This is a genomic window from Exiguobacterium sp. LL15 (assembly GCF_024436095.1).
Classification (GTDB): Bacteria; Bacillota; Bacilli; order Exiguobacteriales; family Exiguobacteriaceae; genus Exiguobacterium_A; species Exiguobacterium_A indicum.
In genome coordinates this window covers 863,663-878,798 of sequence record NZ_JANFNX010000001.1, presented here as the reverse complement: position 1 = coordinate 878,798, position 15,136 = coordinate 863,663, and the positions used below count along the sequence as shown (strand labels likewise).

The 15,136-nt window shown below is 50.5% G+C and carries 15 protein-coding genes; 2 read left to right on the top strand and 13 right to left on the bottom strand.

Features of this window, described 5'->3' with window-relative positions; all coding sequences use genetic code 11:
• Positions 1-11: 11 nt before the first annotated feature.
• The 4 genes from NOM72_RS04290 to NOM72_RS04275 all read right to left on the bottom strand — a co-directional run bounded on the left by NOM72_RS04290 (position 12) and on the right by NOM72_RS04275 (position 3,029).
• A complete protein-coding gene (locus NOM72_RS04290) occupies positions 12-923 on the bottom strand; it encodes an FUSC family protein (protein WP_023468773.1) in 912 nt (303 codons plus the stop codon).
• On the bottom strand, positions 920-1,822 hold the full coding sequence (locus NOM72_RS04285) for a DUF4097 family beta strand repeat-containing protein (RefSeq protein ID WP_255997908.1): 903 nt from the start codon (positions 1,820-1,822) through the stop codon (positions 920-922). The genes NOM72_RS04290 and NOM72_RS04285 overlap by 4 nt, the downstream gene beginning before the upstream one ends.
• A 183-nt stretch (positions 1,823-2,005) precedes the next feature.
• Complete coding sequence (locus tag NOM72_RS04280; RefSeq protein ID WP_023468776.1) at positions 2,006-2,695, bottom strand: metal-dependent hydrolase; 690 nt, start codon at positions 2,693-2,695, stop codon at positions 2,006-2,008.
• Between the two features lie 19 nt (positions 2,696-2,714).
• Entirely contained in the window at positions 2,715-3,029 is a 315-nt protein-coding gene (locus tag NOM72_RS04275) for a winged helix-turn-helix transcriptional regulator (protein WP_023468777.1), read from the bottom strand.
• 104 nt (positions 3,030-3,133) lie between these two features.
• Here NOM72_RS04275 and NOM72_RS04270 point away from each other — a divergent pair, with 104 nt between their 5' ends.
• Both NOM72_RS04270 and NOM72_RS04265 read left to right on the top strand, forming a co-directional pair.
• Positions 3,134-3,625 carry a lactoylglutathione lyase family protein gene (locus NOM72_RS04270; RefSeq protein WP_023468778.1) on the top strand — a complete coding sequence of 164 codons (492 nt, stop codon included), beginning with the start codon at positions 3,134-3,136 and terminating at the stop codon, positions 3,623-3,625.
• A gap of 2 nt (positions 3,626-3,627) precedes the next feature.
• Complete coding sequence (locus NOM72_RS04265; protein ID WP_023468779.1) at positions 3,628-4,599, top strand: zinc-binding dehydrogenase; 972 nt, start codon at positions 3,628-3,630, stop codon at positions 4,597-4,599.
• A gap of 108 nt (positions 4,600-4,707) precedes the next feature.
• Here NOM72_RS04265 and NOM72_RS04260 read toward each other — a convergent pair whose 3' ends face one another.
• The 9 genes from NOM72_RS04260 to NOM72_RS04220 form a co-directional block, all read right to left on the bottom strand.
• Positions 4,708-5,517, bottom strand: a complete 810-nt coding sequence (locus tag NOM72_RS04260) for a GNAT family N-acetyltransferase (RefSeq protein WP_023468780.1) — start codon at positions 5,515-5,517, stop codon at positions 4,708-4,710.
• 80 nt (positions 5,518-5,597) lie between these two features.
• Positions 5,598-6,233: an orotate phosphoribosyltransferase gene (pyrE, locus tag NOM72_RS04255; protein ID WP_074668419.1), complete on the bottom strand. Its 636-nt coding sequence runs from the start codon at positions 6,231-6,233 to the stop codon at positions 5,598-5,600.
• On the bottom strand, positions 6,227-6,928 hold the full coding sequence (gene pyrF / locus NOM72_RS04250) for an orotidine-5'-phosphate decarboxylase (protein ID WP_035396734.1): 702 nt from the start codon (positions 6,926-6,928) through the stop codon (positions 6,227-6,229). Before pyrF ends, pyrE begins: the two co-directional genes overlap by 7 nt.
• The gene (locus tag NOM72_RS04245) at positions 6,903-7,835 is read right to left on the bottom strand and encodes a dihydroorotate dehydrogenase (RefSeq protein ID WP_255997903.1); all 933 of its coding nucleotides are present in this window, start codon (positions 7,833-7,835) and stop codon (positions 6,903-6,905) included. Before NOM72_RS04245 ends, pyrF begins: the two co-directional genes overlap by 26 nt.
• Positions 7,832-8,563: an iron-sulfur cluster-binding protein gene (locus NOM72_RS04240; protein WP_023468784.1), complete on the bottom strand. Its 732-nt coding sequence runs from the start codon at positions 8,561-8,563 to the stop codon at positions 7,832-7,834. Before NOM72_RS04240 ends, NOM72_RS04245 begins: the two co-directional genes overlap by 4 nt.
• The gene (gene carB, locus NOM72_RS04235; protein ID WP_023468785.1) at positions 8,560-11,769 is read right to left on the bottom strand and encodes a carbamoyl-phosphate synthase large subunit; all 3,210 of its coding nucleotides are present in this window, start codon (positions 11,767-11,769) and stop codon (positions 8,560-8,562) included. The genes NOM72_RS04240 and carB overlap by 4 nt, the downstream gene beginning before the upstream one ends.
• Positions 11,762-12,850, bottom strand: coding sequence for a carbamoyl phosphate synthase small subunit (locus NOM72_RS04230; RefSeq protein WP_023468786.1), 1,089 nt, complete (start codon positions 12,848-12,850; stop codon positions 11,762-11,764). Before NOM72_RS04230 ends, carB begins: the two co-directional genes overlap by 8 nt.
• Positions 12,843-14,114, bottom strand: a complete 1,272-nt coding sequence (locus NOM72_RS04225; RefSeq protein ID WP_023468787.1) for a dihydroorotase — start codon at positions 14,112-14,114, stop codon at positions 12,843-12,845. Before NOM72_RS04225 ends, NOM72_RS04230 begins: the two co-directional genes overlap by 8 nt.
• Positions 14,098-15,033 (bottom strand): aspartate carbamoyltransferase catalytic subunit, encoded by a 936-nt coding sequence (locus NOM72_RS04220; protein ID WP_023468788.1) that lies wholly within the window; start codon positions 15,031-15,033, stop codon positions 14,098-14,100. Before NOM72_RS04220 ends, NOM72_RS04225 begins: the two co-directional genes overlap by 17 nt.
• Positions 15,034-15,136: the final 103 nt, after the last annotated feature.

Here is a 15,136-nt window from a genome sequence, read left to right as displayed (position 1 = left end):
CTTTTTCATCTTCACTTCATTTTTTCTAACTGTTCCCGGTAATCAAGCAAATGCCCATGGATGATATCCTTCGCTTCGCTTAATTCTTGATCGAATGAGAACATCGCCTGTTTTCGTTCGTGGGAGAAGATGACATCGTAATGATGGCTGAGTAAGAAATCAATTTCCTGACCGAGCGTCTTTTCCTGTTCTTCTGTCATCGGGATATCCCGGTGACTAGCAATGCTTTCAAGCAAGACGAGCAACTTGTCTTCAAGATCGACAAGCTCCTTCAGTCGAATGAACGCTTCACTTTGACCGCTTGCCACCAATGGATATTTTTGATCCTCTTGAAGCATCAGCATCATTTCCTCATGTTTGAGGATTTGTTTACGGACGGCAAGCAAGCGTCCATCATCTTGCACAAGGGTTCGCCAATCTTCCATCAACTGTTGCGTCGTTTTTTTGACGAGTAATAGCAAGCGGTCTTCATAATGTGGTGGGAAGACGATGTAGTTGACGAGAACGGCAGATAACACACCGACGACAGTCAGCAACGATCGTGATAAGGCATAGTGGACATAGTCGGCGGTCGGGCTCTCGAACATCAAGACGATCGCAAAGGCAGCGAACGTCGACATATCCGTTCGTCCAATCATCGAATTGAGGACGAGTGAGACGACGACGGCGAGTCCGATCGTCAGCGGATTGGCACCAAGTGTCGCAACGATGGCGAGTCCACACATTAGTCCGAGTACCGTTCCGAAAATTCGATTGAAGACGATTTTAAATGAACGATGGATTGTCGGTTGCATCGCAACGATGGCTGCGACAGCCCCCATTCCTGAATAAATATCAAATACATACCAAGAGATGCTGAGTGCAAGAGCTACCGCGATGCCAGTCTTAATCGTTCGAAGTCCAATCCGAAACTTTAATTTCACTCGAGCGTCACCTGCCCGACTTCACTATTGACTGTCACTTCCGGTTTTTCTTGTTTCGACAGTTCATAAATCGTCTCATCCTTATTCTTTTGTTTCGTATATCGATCAGAGGCTTTAATATCGCCTCCCGTGTCGATCGTAATCGTACCGGCTGATTTATCTGGCTTCAATTTCGCCGCGCCGTCAATCGTCGTGACGTCAAGACTCAACTTCGCCATATAGTCTGCCAGCGAGACACTCTCGCCTGTCACCTGCGCATGTACGGCGTCCATTTCCTTGACGGAAATCGCACGTGTTGCATTCAGTGTAATCTCATCACCTTTTACTTTATCGAGACTCATCGCTTCTCCATCCATCTCGATCGTTTTTGCGTAGATGCCCATCCCTTTCAGTGTACCGGCATCGACATCAACACGGTTCATATAACTTGGTAATCCTACTTGAATCGTATAGTCTGCTGTTTTCTCGCTCGGACGATTGCCAAGTCGAGACAGCCAACCATCTCGTCCTGTCACCGTCACCGTATTCGTCGATGTACTGATTTTCAGTCGCTTCCCACTCGACGCACTATCGACGAGTTTGATTTGGACGTTTCCGTCTGTGCTTCGAACGAATTGTACCGTTGCGTGCGGCGCCTCGATGGCGAGAGATTTATAGCGATTCGTCGTCTTAAATGACTCGCCGCGCGATAACAATTCCGTTGAGACGAGCAATGTGATCGAATAGATGACGACAAGTCCGAGAATGACACCACCGTATAAGTAGATTGGCCGTTTCACTGGTCCTTTTTCTCCAATCCGGTTCAATCGTGCATCCATCTTTTGTTTTTGTTTATTTTTTAAGCGTGTGAACGACGATTGTTTTCGTTTTCGCACACTCCTACTATTATGTTCTTCCATGTCAGCCCCTCCATCTCATGTCTTCCATTATTCCGAATATCCGAATCGGCTGTCAACAGCCCCTTTCTTATCATAGAAGAAGTTCACCGTTTCGCCATCGGGCGGAAGAAGGAAGGAGGTCAGAAAAACGGCAACAAAAAGGAGAGGAACCATGACGTTTCCTCTCCTTTACTTAAGAACGGATTATAATTCGAGTGACTCGCCAATCGCGAGTGGATGGCCCGTTTGACCTTGTGCTTCAATCTTTTCACAGAAGGCGTTCGCATCTTGTTTGATTAAATCAAATGTATCGTAGTGGATCGGTACGACGGCTTTCGCTTGCAACATATCTGCAGCAATCAACGCGTCGTCCGGACCCATCGTGAAGTTATCACCGATTGGTAAGAAAGCTAAATCGATTTCGTGATGGGCACCATAAAGAGCTAAATCCCCGAACAGTGCCGTATCACCTGCATGATAGATTTCCTTTCCTTCGATCGTCAGCAAGAATCCAGCCGGCATCCCCATGTACGTAATTGTCTGTTTTTCCTCATCGATGATACTTGATGAATGGAATGCCTGTGTCATCTTCACTTTACCGAACGGAAACTCAAACTGTCCGCCGAGGTTCATCGGGTGAACGTTGAGCCCTTTGAAACTCAGATACGTCGCCAGTTCATGAGTAGCAATGATTGTAGCTCCCGTCGCTTTCGCGATTCGCTCTGCATCAAGCATATGATCGGCATGCGCATGCGTCAAAAGGATGAAATCCGCTTTGACGTCATCGGGATTCGTCGTCGCTTTTTCGTTACCGCTAAAGAATGGATCGATGACGAGATGATGCCCGTTCGTCTCGATTGTTACTGTCGATTGTCCGTGATAAGTCAATTTCATGAGTGTCACTGCCTCTCGTTTAGGATTCGGATAATTGATTCCCTTCCCCCCACGCGCATAAACCTTTCATGGCCGGTTGCAGTGTAAATGCCGCCTCTGTCAATTTGTATTCGACGTGTAAGACGGCTTCATCATACTCAATCCGCTCGATCATTCCGAGTCGTTCAAGTTCTTTTAACTGATCGGTCAAGACTTTCCGAGAAATCCCGGGAATGGCACGTTGTAACTCTAAAAAACGTTTCGGACCGTTCTCTAACGTGCAATATAATTGTGGACGCCATTTTCCGCCGATGATGGCGAGCGCCCGATTGACCGGAAATTGTTCTGTCGACATGTTGTTCTCTCCTCCAGAGTAGTTACTTCAAAGTGCGTACTATGCAATCGAGTGTAGCGTAAGTTAGAGTATGCGTAAATCATTTTGCAAAAGGAGTGTTAAGCATGACGTATCCACGTAATTTTTCGCACATCGGTCTTTCCGTGCCGAATCTCGACGAAGCCGTCCGTTTTTATCAAGAGGTGATGGGCTGGTATATCATCATGGAACCGTCTGATGTCCTCGAAGATGATTCTGCCATCGGTGTCATGTGTACGGATGTCTTTGGTGCAGGGTGGAACAAGTTCCGGATTGCTCACATGGCGACAGGTGACCGCATCGGAATCGAGTTGTTCGAATTCCCGAACAATGAACAACCCGAAAACAACTTCGAATTCTGGAAAACAGGCATCTTCCATTATGCGATTCAAGATCCAGACGTCGAAGGACTCGTCGAAAAAATCGTTGCCCATGGTGGCAAACAACGGATGCCAATCCGCGAATACTATCCGGGAGACAAGCCGTATCGAATGGTCTACTGTGAGGATCCATTCGGTAACCTCGTCGAAATCTACTCTCACTCGTATGAACTCACGTATTCGGAAGGAGCGTATTAAACATGAAAGCATGGTTAAATCACTCAGGTACAGCCATTGATCAATGGACATTTGAAGAGGTCGAGACGCCGACGCCAGGAGAAGGTCAAGCTTTGATTCGCGTCAAGACCGTCGCACTGAATCCCGTCGACTATAAGGCGACTAACAATCCAGCTTGGACGTTCCCGCATATTCCAGGCGTCGATCTAGCTGGTGTCGTCGAACAAATCGGACCCGGCGCAGAAGTGAAAATCGGCGATCGCGTAGCGATTCATACGAACCTGCAACGCGATGGTGCTTTTGCTGAATATGCACTCGTCGATACACGTGCCCTCGCCCTGATTCCGGAAGACATCTCATTCGCTGAAGCCGCTGCGATTCTTTGCGCAGGCATGACGGCCTATGAAGCCATCATTCAGAAGATGAACACGACAGGAAAAGAGACGATCCTCATTCATGCTGGTGCAGGTGGTGTTGGTGGCATCGGCATTCAACTCGCAAAACGCCTTGGTCTTTCAGTCGCAACGACTGCTTCGACGGAAAACCACGAGTGGGTCAAGCGACTCGGTGCCGATCTTGCAATCGACTACAAAAAAGAAAATGTCACGGATGTCATCCGCGATTGGACGAATGGTCGCGGCGCTGACTTGATTTTTAATACGGTCGGTCGAGATGAAGCAACAGCGGATCTCGGACGTCTTGCCTTCTCGGGGCAACTTGCCTTCATCGCCGGTGGTCCCGATCAGTCGGTCGTCAAGCCGTTCACGCTCTCCCCTTCGATCCATGAAGTAGCACTCGCGGCTGCTTATGCAAGCGAAGATGACCGTGCCATCCGAAACCTCGGTCATATGGCAAGCGAGTTATTAAAACTCGTCGCAGCAAAAGAACTAGATCCACTCGTCACAGAAGAGATTCCGGCAGCGGACATCGTCAAAGGATTGCAACGTCTATCTGAACGCCATGTCCGTGGTAAAATCATCGCTACATTCAATTGATTTCTCAGTTTGACATGAAACAGCCGATCGTCCTTAGATAACAGGATGATCGGCTGTTGTTGTACATATCAATGTCTAGACATGTCCAAGAAACAAGTGGCTCGATATTCATCGATAGCGCTCTTGTTTCTTGATATGTAAGGATCGCCCGACTAACTCGAAACCGACATGCTGATAGATCTTATTCGCTGTCTGGTTCGACCAATCGGTGTAGAGCGTCACGACCGGATAAGACTTTAGTAGATGTTCAGATAGTTTGGCGACGAGATAAGAGGCATACCCATTTCCACGCAGTTCTTTCGGCGTATAGACGTAAGAAATCGTAATCCCAGTTTGCGTCGGACGCGTTGCTGCCGCCATCGCGACAAGCATATCTCCACGAAACAGTCCGAACAAGCTTCCTTGCTGGATGTGGCGCGTCATCGACTGATGGAGTTGAGTAAGCTGTCGCTCAGAAGGTCGCGTTTCAACTTCATGTAAAAATCCGGACGCAAATGCTAAGGCTTGTTGTCTTTCATCGTCCGAAATCGGTCGGAAGACGACGTTTTCCGGAACAAGCGGCATCTCGACCTCTGTCAGTGCATACATCCCTTGTTCCATATGTACCTCATACATGGAATGTGGGAGTAAAAGCGGCGCTAAGATGGCCTGTTCTCCGACGAATCCTGGACTATCAAGAATTCGCGCGAGCTTTCGGATTCCTTCTTGCGAGAACACATCACCTGCGACGATGGCTTGCTCCGGTATCGTTTGCAATATGACGAGACGATGATCGTCTTCTTGTGCCGTTGCCATCAAGAGCGGTTCATCCCCACGTTCTAATATGCCAAGAATCAACTGATGGGTATCCGGACGTTCAAGCAAAAACGGGAGGACGACCTTTTTGAACTGTTCATAATCACGATAATGCGTCACCATAGTCGACGACCTCCTTTATTTTTCTAGTGTACCAAAACATTCACTAGAAATCGTAGGTCGTCCGACGGAATCTATCGATTTTAGACATTCGCTGTAAAACGTTCGCTCCAAGCGACTGGATCTTTCGACCAATCCGCCAACTGTTTTTGCTCTTCTATAGTAATATCACCTTGTTGTTGTGCGGTTTCGAGTAACGCTTCGAACGTCAGTAATGCATCCGCTTCGATCTTTGCGTCGCGGAGATTGTTTGACAAGCGCTCCATCCCGTACGAGAAGATCGCTTGAATGCGAATGACATTTGCTCCCTTCGCTTGCAGAGCTTGCGCCGCTTCGATTGCAGACATCCCCGTCGATAATAAGTCTTCGATGACGACGACACGTTGTCCAGGTTGAATGACACCTTCGATTTGATTCCCTTTACCGTGTTTCTTGTTGCCACTACGTACGTAGACCATCGGTAATCCTAGTCGTTCCGCGACGAATGCTGCGTGTGGAATACCTGCCGTCGCAGTTCCAGCAATCACATCGACTGCAAGTCCCTTCACTTTCTCAGCGAGTGCATCTGCAATCAAGGAACGAACTTCTGGGTACGAGAGCGTCAAACGATTATCACAATAAATCGGTGAACGAAGTCCACTTGCCCATGTGTATGGATCGTTTGGCGATAAGGTGACGGCTTCAATACGGAGTAACGCACTAGCGATTGGATTTACCATGAGAATTGCCCCTTCCATTGTTCAAGTAACATCAGATAGACCTGTTCTGGATGTTCTGCACGCGTAATCGGACGACCGATCACTAAATCCGTCGCTCCATTTTGACGAGCGTCAAGAACGGTCGCGACCCGCTTTTGATCATCCGCTTGACTGTTCGTCGGACGAATGCCGGGTGTGACGAATCGAAAATCTGTCCGACAAGCTGAAACTAGTTCCGGAAGATCGAGTGCTGAACAGACGATACCATCTAGTCCTGCTGCTTCTGCGAGTTGCGCATATTCACGAACGACTGCCGGCATCACTCCTTCAATTTTTAAATCGCGTAACATCGCTTCATCCGTCGATGTCAACTGAGTCACGCCAATCAGTTGTGTCTCAGCGTTCGTCTCACGCAGTCCTTCTCGGGCTGCGATCATCATCTCTTTCCCACCAGCAACATGGACGTTCGTCAGTTCGACGTCTAATTGTCCGATGATACGCATCGTCCGACGTGCCGTTTCTGGAATGTCGTGGACTTTGACATCGAGGAACACCGCATGTCCGCGCTCGACGAGTTTTCGGACGAAGGTTCCGCCTGCTGCATAAAACAATTCCATCCCGACTTTCACAGCTGGTCTTGTCGCTTCGAACCGTTCGAGAAACGAAAAGACTTCTGCTTCGGTCGGAAAATCAAGCGCGATGTAAAGTTGATTCATATGCTTTCCCCCTGATGTCTAAAATATGATCAATACCAAGTTCGTCCATGCGTTCCGGTAACTGCTGAATCAATTCTTGACAGATGTATGGATTGACGAAGTTTGCGGTACCGACGGCAACAGCCGAAGCTCCAGCGTAAATCATTTCGAGGACATCATCGACCTCCATCACGCCACCCATGCCAATGATCGGGATCGAAACGGCTTGCGCGACATCATGAATCATCCGAATCGCAACCGGTTTGATCGATGGACCGGATAATCCACCAATCCGATTGGCAAGGATCGGCTGCCCCGTCCGGACATCGATTCGCATCCCAACGAGTGTATTGATCATCGTCAGACCATCTGCACCAGCTGCTTCGACGGCACGTGCCATCTCAACGATCGAGGTGACATTCGGTGATAGTTTGACGTAGACTGGTTTAGTCGAGACCCGTTTGACACGTCGTGTCAATTCAGCAGCAAGCGACGGATCCGTTCCGAATTGAATTCCACCCGATTTGACGTTCGGACAAGAAATATTTAATTCCAGTGCATGAATGCCAGGATGCTGACTCATTTTCTCTGCGACGAGCTCATATTCTTCCGGTGTCGAACCCGCGACATTGGCGATGATCGCCGTATCGAACGTCTCGAGGAAAGGCATCTTATTCGTTAGGATGCCATCGACACCCGGGTTTTGGAGACCGATTGCATTCAACATCCCCATCCCACTCTCTGCGACACGCGGCGTCGGGTTTCCGTAGCGTTCTTCACCCGTCGCTGCTTTAATCATGATCGCCCCAAGCTCTGATAAATCATACAACTTCGCATATTTCTCACCGAACCCAAAACATCCGGATGCCGGCATGATCGGATTTTTTAAAGAGAGTCCCGGCAACTCGACACGCAATCGTTCCGTCATAGTACGACCTCCTCTGCCCGAAAGACTGGACCATCGGAACACGTCTTGACGTACCCGCCCGTCGGTGTTTGACAGACACAGGCAAAGCATGCTCCGATCCCGCACCCCATTCGGTTTTCGATCGACAGATACTTATGTTCAATCGGTTGTTGCTGTAGTGACTTCAGCATCGGTTCCGGTCCGCAGGCGAGTAGGACATCGTAGCTTTCCGGATGTAAGGCAGCCGTGACGAATCCTGCTATACCATGCGTCCCATCGACGGTCGTGACCGTCGTCTTACCGAGCGCTTGGAATTCCGCTTCGTAAAAAACACTTGTTGCCGTATCGAATCCTAGAATCGCTTCACATGTCACACCCCGGGCGACAAGTTGGCGCATCGTCTCATACAGCGGTGGTACACCGATCCCCCCACCAACGAGGACGACGCGTTGAGTTGGATGGATAGCAGCAATCGGAAACCCGTTTCCAAGCGGTCCGAGGGCATCGATCGTATCATCCGGACGCAAAGAAGCCAGTTCTGCTGTTCCTTGTCCGATTTCTTTAAAGAGAAACGTGATCAAATCATGGTCGACCCGGGCAATCGAGATCGGTCGGCGTAAGAGTGGCCCGACGCGAAGATGCATGAATCGCCCTGGCGCGATGACCTGAGGTTGCTCAAGGCGACAGACGAGTTCTGTCGCACCTTGAGCTACCGTTCGTCGAGAGACGACCGTCAAGAGTTGCTTCATTGGATCACCACTTTCTTTTCATGTGTGAAGGCTTGGATCGCACTGGCTTCAAATGAGCGACTTTCGATGACACGTAGAATTGCTTCCGCCGTATCGAGTGATGTCAGACAGACGACTTGATTTTCGGCTGCTGCCCGGCGAATGATGAAGCCATCTTTCGTGACTTGCGAGTCCCGACTCATCGTATTGATGACGTATTCGATTTCCCCTTTTTCAATCACGTCGAGCATCGATTCGGAAGACGAGTCGATTTTGCCGACCGTCTGGACCGGTAATCCTTGCTCCGTCAAGTACGCTGCCGTTCCTTCCGTTGCAAGTAACGTGAATCCAAGTGAGGCAAAGCGTCGTGCGAGATCCGTCATTTCTGCTTTATCTGGATCTGCGACTGTCAAGAGGACACGACCGTGCTCTGGAATCGCCATCCCTGATGCGAGCAACCCTTTATAGAGCGCTTTTTCGAGCGTCCGGTCCGTTCCGATGACTTCACCGGTTGATTTCATTTCCGGTCCGAGTGTCGGATCAACTTCTTTAAGCTTCGCAAATGAGAAGACCGGTACTTTGACCGAGACGAGTGGTTCTTCCGGTAGGACACCACTTGTTAATCCATAAGAAGCGAGTGTCTCACCGAGAATGATGTCCGTTGCGAGACGCGCGACCGGAAGTCCCGTCACTTTCGAGATGAATGGCACCGTCCGGCTAGCACGCGGATTGACTTCAAGGACATAGAGAGCGCCGTCCGCGTAGACGAACTGGATGTTGAGTAAGCCTTTGATGCCGAATGCTTTCGCAATCCGTGTCGTGTAGTCGACGATCCGGTCCTTGATGTCCTGGGAGACACGTTGTGGCGGATAGACACCAATCGAGTCACCCGAGTGAACACCGGCACGTTCGATGTGCTCCATGATGCCTGGAATGACGACATCCGTTCCGTCGCAGATTGCGTCGACCTCGAGTTCGATTCCTGTCAGATAGCGGTCAACGAGGACCGGTCGTTCCGGTGAGGCGATGACCGCGTGTTTCATATAATGTTCCAGTTCTTCTTGAGCATAGACGATTTCCATTGCCCGACCGCCGAGGACGTACGATGGACGAACGAGAACCGGGTAACCGAGTGACGCTGCTGCCGTGACCGCTTCTTCGACTGTCACGGCCGTTTTACCTGGTGGCTGTGGAATGTCGAGCGCCGTCAATGCTGCTTCGAACTGTTTCCGGTCCTCAGCCCGGTCGAGATCCTCAAGCGATGTCCCGAGGATTTTTACACCTTCTGCTGCTAATGACTCGGCTAAGTTGATCGCTGTCTGTCCACCGAACTGGACGATGACACCGAGTGGACGTTCGTTTCGGATGACTTCCAGTACATCCTCCGTCGTCAGTGGTTCAAAGTAGAGCCGATCGGAAATCGAGAAGTCGGTCGACACCGTTTCTGGATTGTTGTTGACGATGATTGCTTCGTAGCCGGCTTGTCGAATCGCTTGAATCGAATGGACTGTCGCGTAATCGAACTCGACTCCTTGACCAATCCGGATCGGTCCCGATCCTAGGACGAGAATCGAAGAACGGTTCGTCGCGATTGCTTCATTTTCGCGTTCGTATGTTCCGTAATAGTATGGCGTGTCGGACGCGAACTCTGCCGCACACGTATCGACCATCTTATAGACCGGGTGAATCGCTTGTGCTTCACGCATCCGGCGAATCTCCGTTTCCGTTTGTCCGGTGATCCGAGCGAGCATCGGGTCACTGAATCCATATCGCTTCACATGCAGGAGTAGCTCAGGTGTCAAACCAGTTGCGACTGATTGCTCGAGCTGCCAAATATGGTGCAACTTTTCAAGGAACAGGCGATCAATCGCTGTCCAGTCATGAATCTGTTCGACGCTGTAACCGCGGACGAAGCCCGCGTACAAGGCGAAGAGTCGATCGTCCGTCGCTTGGCGAATCGCTTGTTGTAACGCATCATCTGCCATTTCGATGAAGCGTGGCATATACAGATCCGCTGTACCGATTTCAAGCGAACGGACCGCTTTCAGTAATGCCTCTTCCATCGTCCGTCCCATTGCCATGACCTCACCAGTTGCTTTCATCTGTGTGCCGAGTGTCCGGTCCGCCGTTTCGAATTTATCGAACGGCCAGCGCGGAATCTTGGCGACGACGTAATCGAGTGCCGGTTCGAACGAAGCAAAACTTGTCTCGGTGATCGGGTTCTTTAATTCGGACAAGGCATACCCGACGGCAATTTTCGCAGCCAGTTTTGCGATTGGGTAACCCGTTGCTTTTGACGCGAGTGCAGACGAGCGTGAGACACGTGGGTTGACTTCGATGACATAGTAGTCGAAGCTCGTCGGATCCAGTGCGAACTGGATGTTACATCCGCCCTCGATTCCAAGTGCACGAATGATATCGAGCGAGACGTTTCGCAACAATTGATAATCGCGATCCGATAGCGTTTGCGTCGGAGCGAAGACGATCGAGTCTCCGGTATGAACGCCGACGGGATCGAAGTTTTCCATCGCACAGACGATGATCGCTTGGTTCGTCGCATCGCGCATGACTTCGAACTCGACTTCCTTCATCCCGGCAATTGATTTTTCAAGAAGTACCTGTGTTGCCGGACTTGCCTTGAGTCCCCCTTCGACGATTCGCGTGAACTCTTCTGGTGTGTTGGCGATTCCGCCGCCCGTTCCCCCAAGCGTATACGCCGGACGGATGATGATCGGTAGACCGATCTGTTGCCGGAATTGTTGTGCCTCTTCGAGCGTATGCACGATTTCACTGTCCGGCACACCATGCCCGCGTTTAAACATCAGTTGACGGAACAAATCACGATCTTCTGCCTCTTCGATTGCTGACAATTTCGTACCGAGTAACTCGACACCATACTCAGCAAGGACACCGAGACGATCCAGTTCGACAGCCAAGTTCAGACCCGTTTGACCTCCGAGTGTCGCAAGCAAAGCATCCGGACGTTCCTTGCGGATGATCCGTGAGACGAACTCTGCTTGGAGGGGTTCGATGTAGACACGATCAGCGACCGTTGGATCCGTCATGATCGTTGCTGGGTTCGAGTTGACGAGGATGACTTCATATCCTTCTTCCTTCAAGGCTTGACACGCTTGTGTTCCAGCGTAGTCGAATTCAGCTGCTTGTCCGATCACGATAGGACCGGACCCGATAACGAGAATTTTCTGGATATCTTGACGTTTAGGCATGAGAGACCTCCTGTTGTTTCGTGATTTCTTCTAAAAACTGTTGGAATAGACCGTTCGCATCCATCGGACCAGGTGATGCTTCCGGATGGTACTGGACGGAGAAGACCGCTGCTGTCGTATGACGGATTCCTTCGACCGTTCCGTCGTTGATCGCAAGATGCGTCACTTCAAGCACGGTATCGCGTAATGACTGTTCGTCGACGGCATACCCGTGGTTTTGCGACGTGATATCGACGCGACCAGTCCGGATATCTTGGACTGGATGATTCGCCCCTCGGTGACCGAATGGGAGCTTGAACGTATCCGCCCCGTGCGCTAGTGCGATCAACTGATGACCGAGACAGATGCCGAAGATGACGACTTTTCCCGTCAATTCTTGAATCATCGGAATCGCTGTCGGGACATCCTTTGGATTCCCTGGTCCGTTCGATAGCATTACACCGTCCGGACGATAGCGTAAGACTTCCGTTGCACTGACGTCGTAGGGCACGACGACGACTTCACAGCCGCGTTTGACGAGTTCGCGGACGATTCCGAGCTTCGCACCGAAATCGACGAGAACGATCCGCGGTCCAGCACCCGGAATGATGTACGCTCGTTCCGTTGAAGCCCGCTTGACTTGATCCGTCTCGATAGGTGCATTTTGAAGATGAACCAGTTCTGCTGCTAAATCGAACTCACCGTCAACGAGTCGTCCACGCATGACACCTTTCGAACGGATATGCCGTGTCAGTTGACGCGTATCGATTCCACTTAATCCTGGAATATCAAGATCTTGAAGTGCTGCATCGAGCGACATCTCACTTCGGAAATTCGACGGCGTCTGACAATGTTCACGTACGATCAGTGCTTTAGCGAGCGGACGCGTCGTCTCATAATCTTCTCGGTTAATCCCGTAGTTTCCGATCAACGGGTTCGTCAACACGATCATCTGATCGCAGTAAGATGGATCCGATAACATTTCCTGATATCCTGTCATTCCGGTCTGGAAGACGACCTCTCCTGTTGTTGTCGTATCTGATCCAAACGCCGTTCCTTCAAACGTCATCCCATCTTCTAGTATCAGTGTCCGTTTACGCATGTGCTGTGTCCTCCTTGAATACGATTTCTCCCTTGACGAGCGTCATGACCGGGAATCCTTTTAACCGTTCTCCTGCGAACGGTGTGTTCTTGCCTTTTGAGCGGAATCGTTCCGGTGATACGGTACGCTCCGTTTCTAGATCAAGCAAAACTAGATCTGCTTCCGCCCCCACTTCGAGTTTCCCGTAAGGAAGTTCAAAGATGGCTGCTGCCTTATCCGTCAAATTCCGAATCAGTGTCTCAAGTGTCATCTCTCCTTCAGCGACGAGCTTCGTATAGAGGAGTGGGAAGGCCGTCTCGAACCCTGTGATGCCGAACGGGGCGCGTTCGATACCGAGTGCCTTCTCTTCTGCCGCATGGGGAGCATGATCGGTCGCGATGCAATCAATCGTTCCGTCCGCTAACCCCTCGAGCAATGCTTGGCGATCTGCTTCACTTCGTAAGGGAGGATTCATTTTAAAGTTCGGGTCCTGATTCGGTATGTCTTCATCGATCAACACCAGATGGTGCGGTGTGACTTCTGCCGTCACCCGAATCCCTGCTCGTTTCGCGTCACGGATGACACGGACCGATTCTTTCGTCGAGACATGACAGACGTGATAATGACAGCCGGTTTCTTCTGCGATCAGAACATCACGTGCGATGTGGATACTCTCAGCAAGCGACGGAATACCTTGTAGTCCTTCCCGTCGACTGTAGTTCCCCTCGTGCACACATCCTGCTTTTAACGAATCATCTTCGCAGTGAGCAACGATCGTTTTCCCGAGCCGTGCCGCCTGTTGCATCGCTGTCCGCATGACTGCTGCCGTCTGGACGCCGACACCATCATCCGTAAAGGCGACAGCATCTGTTAATTGGTCGAACGCGACGAGTTCTTGTCCGAGTTGATTTTTTGAAATCGCCGCGTAAGGCAAAACCCGAACGGACGCTGTCTCTTCAATCTTTTGGAACAACGCATCAAGTGTTTGACGATCGTCTGGTACGGGGCGCGTGTTCGGCATCGGACAAATCGTCGTGAATCCACCCGCTGCCGCCGCTGCCGTGCCGGTCGCAATCGTCTCCTTATGTTCGCCACCCGGTTCCCGCAGGTGGACATGGATGTCAACGAATCCTGGTGCGACGAATAAGCCGGACGCATCAATGACCGTTTCATTCGCTTGCGGTGTTGCTGCTAAATCCGTGATTTTCCCGGCTTCAATCCGAATATCTCCCGTTCGAACTTGTCCCGCCTCGTACCATCTCGCATTCTCAATTCGTGTTGTCATCTGCATCGTCTCCTTTGATTGATTTCGTTGAAAAGCACCATTCCAGAATCGCCATCCGTGCAAAGACACCGTTTTTCATCTGTTCAAAAATCCGCGATCGCGGATGTTCGACCAGTTCGTCGGCAATCTCGACTCCCCGATTGACCGGTGCCGGATGAAGCACGATCGCGGAATGCTTCAGACGGTTCATCCGCTCATCTGTCAATCCGTGCGTTGTGTGGTAGACTGCTGGATCAAATCGCGTCGTCCCGTCATGCCGTTCGTGCTGGACACGCAGTAACATCAAGATGTCGCACTGCTCGACGGCTTCATCCATCGGAAGATACGGTATGCCCATCGCAGGGTCGTACCACTCAATAGGTCCTGATCCATAGACGATGGCACCGAGTCGTTTTAAGATGTCAGCGTTCGATCGGGCGACACGACTATGTTGTAAGTCCCCACAGATGACGACGACTTTTCCTTCGACCGTTCCATACGTTTCGACCATCGTCATCAAATCGAGTAAGGACTGAGACGGATGTTGACCGCTCCCATCTCCCGCATTGATGATCGGAATATTGAGCGTCTGCATCAGTTCTTCGTAATATCCGGTTGCTCCGTGACGAATGACCAAAGCATCTGCGCCGATTGCTTCGAGTGTCTTGCATGTATCGCGTAACGTTTCTCCTTTTTGCACGGAGGAAGTCGCCGTTTCGAACGGCAGTAGATGCATATTCAGACGATGCTCTGCCATCTCAAAGGAAGAGCGTGTCCGCGTCGAGTTTTCAAAGAACAGATTGACGAGTGTCTTACCGGAAAAATCTGGTGCTGGCTCGCCTCGTTTAAAAGCGAGACTGCGTTCAATCAAAGAATTGATTTCTGTCGTGGATAAACTTTCTAGGTTGACGAAATGCCGGGTTTTTAGGATCGTCTTCATATCATTCACTCCTCTTCAGGTCATGAAAAAGGCGCACCTTCTAAGTGAAGGTGCGCCGAAAGAAGGCAGAGTGATTCCCTGCATCTTTTCATGGCCTTCACTT

Coding starts and splice junctions, on each gene's coding strand:
- NOM72_RS04285 (WP_255997908.1), bottom strand. CDS start 1,822: ATGGAAGAACATAATAGTAGGAGTGTGCGAAAACGAAAACAATCGTCG.
- NOM72_RS04280 (WP_023468776.1), bottom strand. CDS start 2,695: ATGAAATTGACTTATCACGGACAATCGACAGTAACAATCGAGACGAAC.
- NOM72_RS04275 (WP_023468777.1), bottom strand. CDS start 3,029: ATGTCGACAGAACAATTTCCGGTCAATCGGGCGCTCGCCATCATCGGC.
- NOM72_RS04270 (WP_023468778.1), top strand. CDS start 3,134: ATGACGTATCCACGTAATTTTTCGCACATCGGTCTTTCCGTGCCGAAT.
- NOM72_RS04265 (WP_023468779.1), top strand. CDS start 3,628: ATGAAAGCATGGTTAAATCACTCAGGTACAGCCATTGATCAATGGACA.
- NOM72_RS04260 (WP_023468780.1), bottom strand. CDS start 5,517: ATGGTGACGCATTATCGTGATTATGAACAGTTCAAAAAGGTCGTCCTC.
- pyrE (WP_074668419.1), bottom strand. CDS start 6,233: ATGGTAAATCCAATCGCTAGTGCGTTACTCCGTATTGAAGCCGTCACC.
- pyrF (WP_035396734.1), bottom strand. CDS start 6,928: ATGAATCAACTTTACATCGCGCTTGATTTTCCGACCGAAGCAGAAGTC.
- NOM72_RS04245 (WP_255997903.1), bottom strand. CDS start 7,835: ATGACGGAACGATTGCGTGTCGAGTTGCCGGGACTCTCTTTAAAAAAT.
- NOM72_RS04240 (WP_023468784.1), bottom strand. CDS start 8,563: ATGAAGCAACTCTTGACGGTCGTCTCTCGACGAACGGTAGCTCAAGGT.
- carB (WP_023468785.1), bottom strand. CDS start 11,769: ATGCCTAAACGTCAAGATATCCAGAAAATTCTCGTTATCGGGTCCGGT.
- NOM72_RS04230 (WP_023468786.1), bottom strand. CDS start 12,850: ATGCGTAAACGGACACTGATACTAGAAGATGGGATGACGTTTGAAGGA.
- NOM72_RS04225 (WP_023468787.1), bottom strand. CDS start 14,114: ATGACAACACGAATTGAGAATGCGAGATGGTACGAGGCGGGACAAGTT.
- NOM72_RS04220 (WP_023468788.1), bottom strand. CDS start 15,033: ATGAAGACGATCCTAAAAACCCGGCATTTCGTCAACCTAGAAAGTTTA.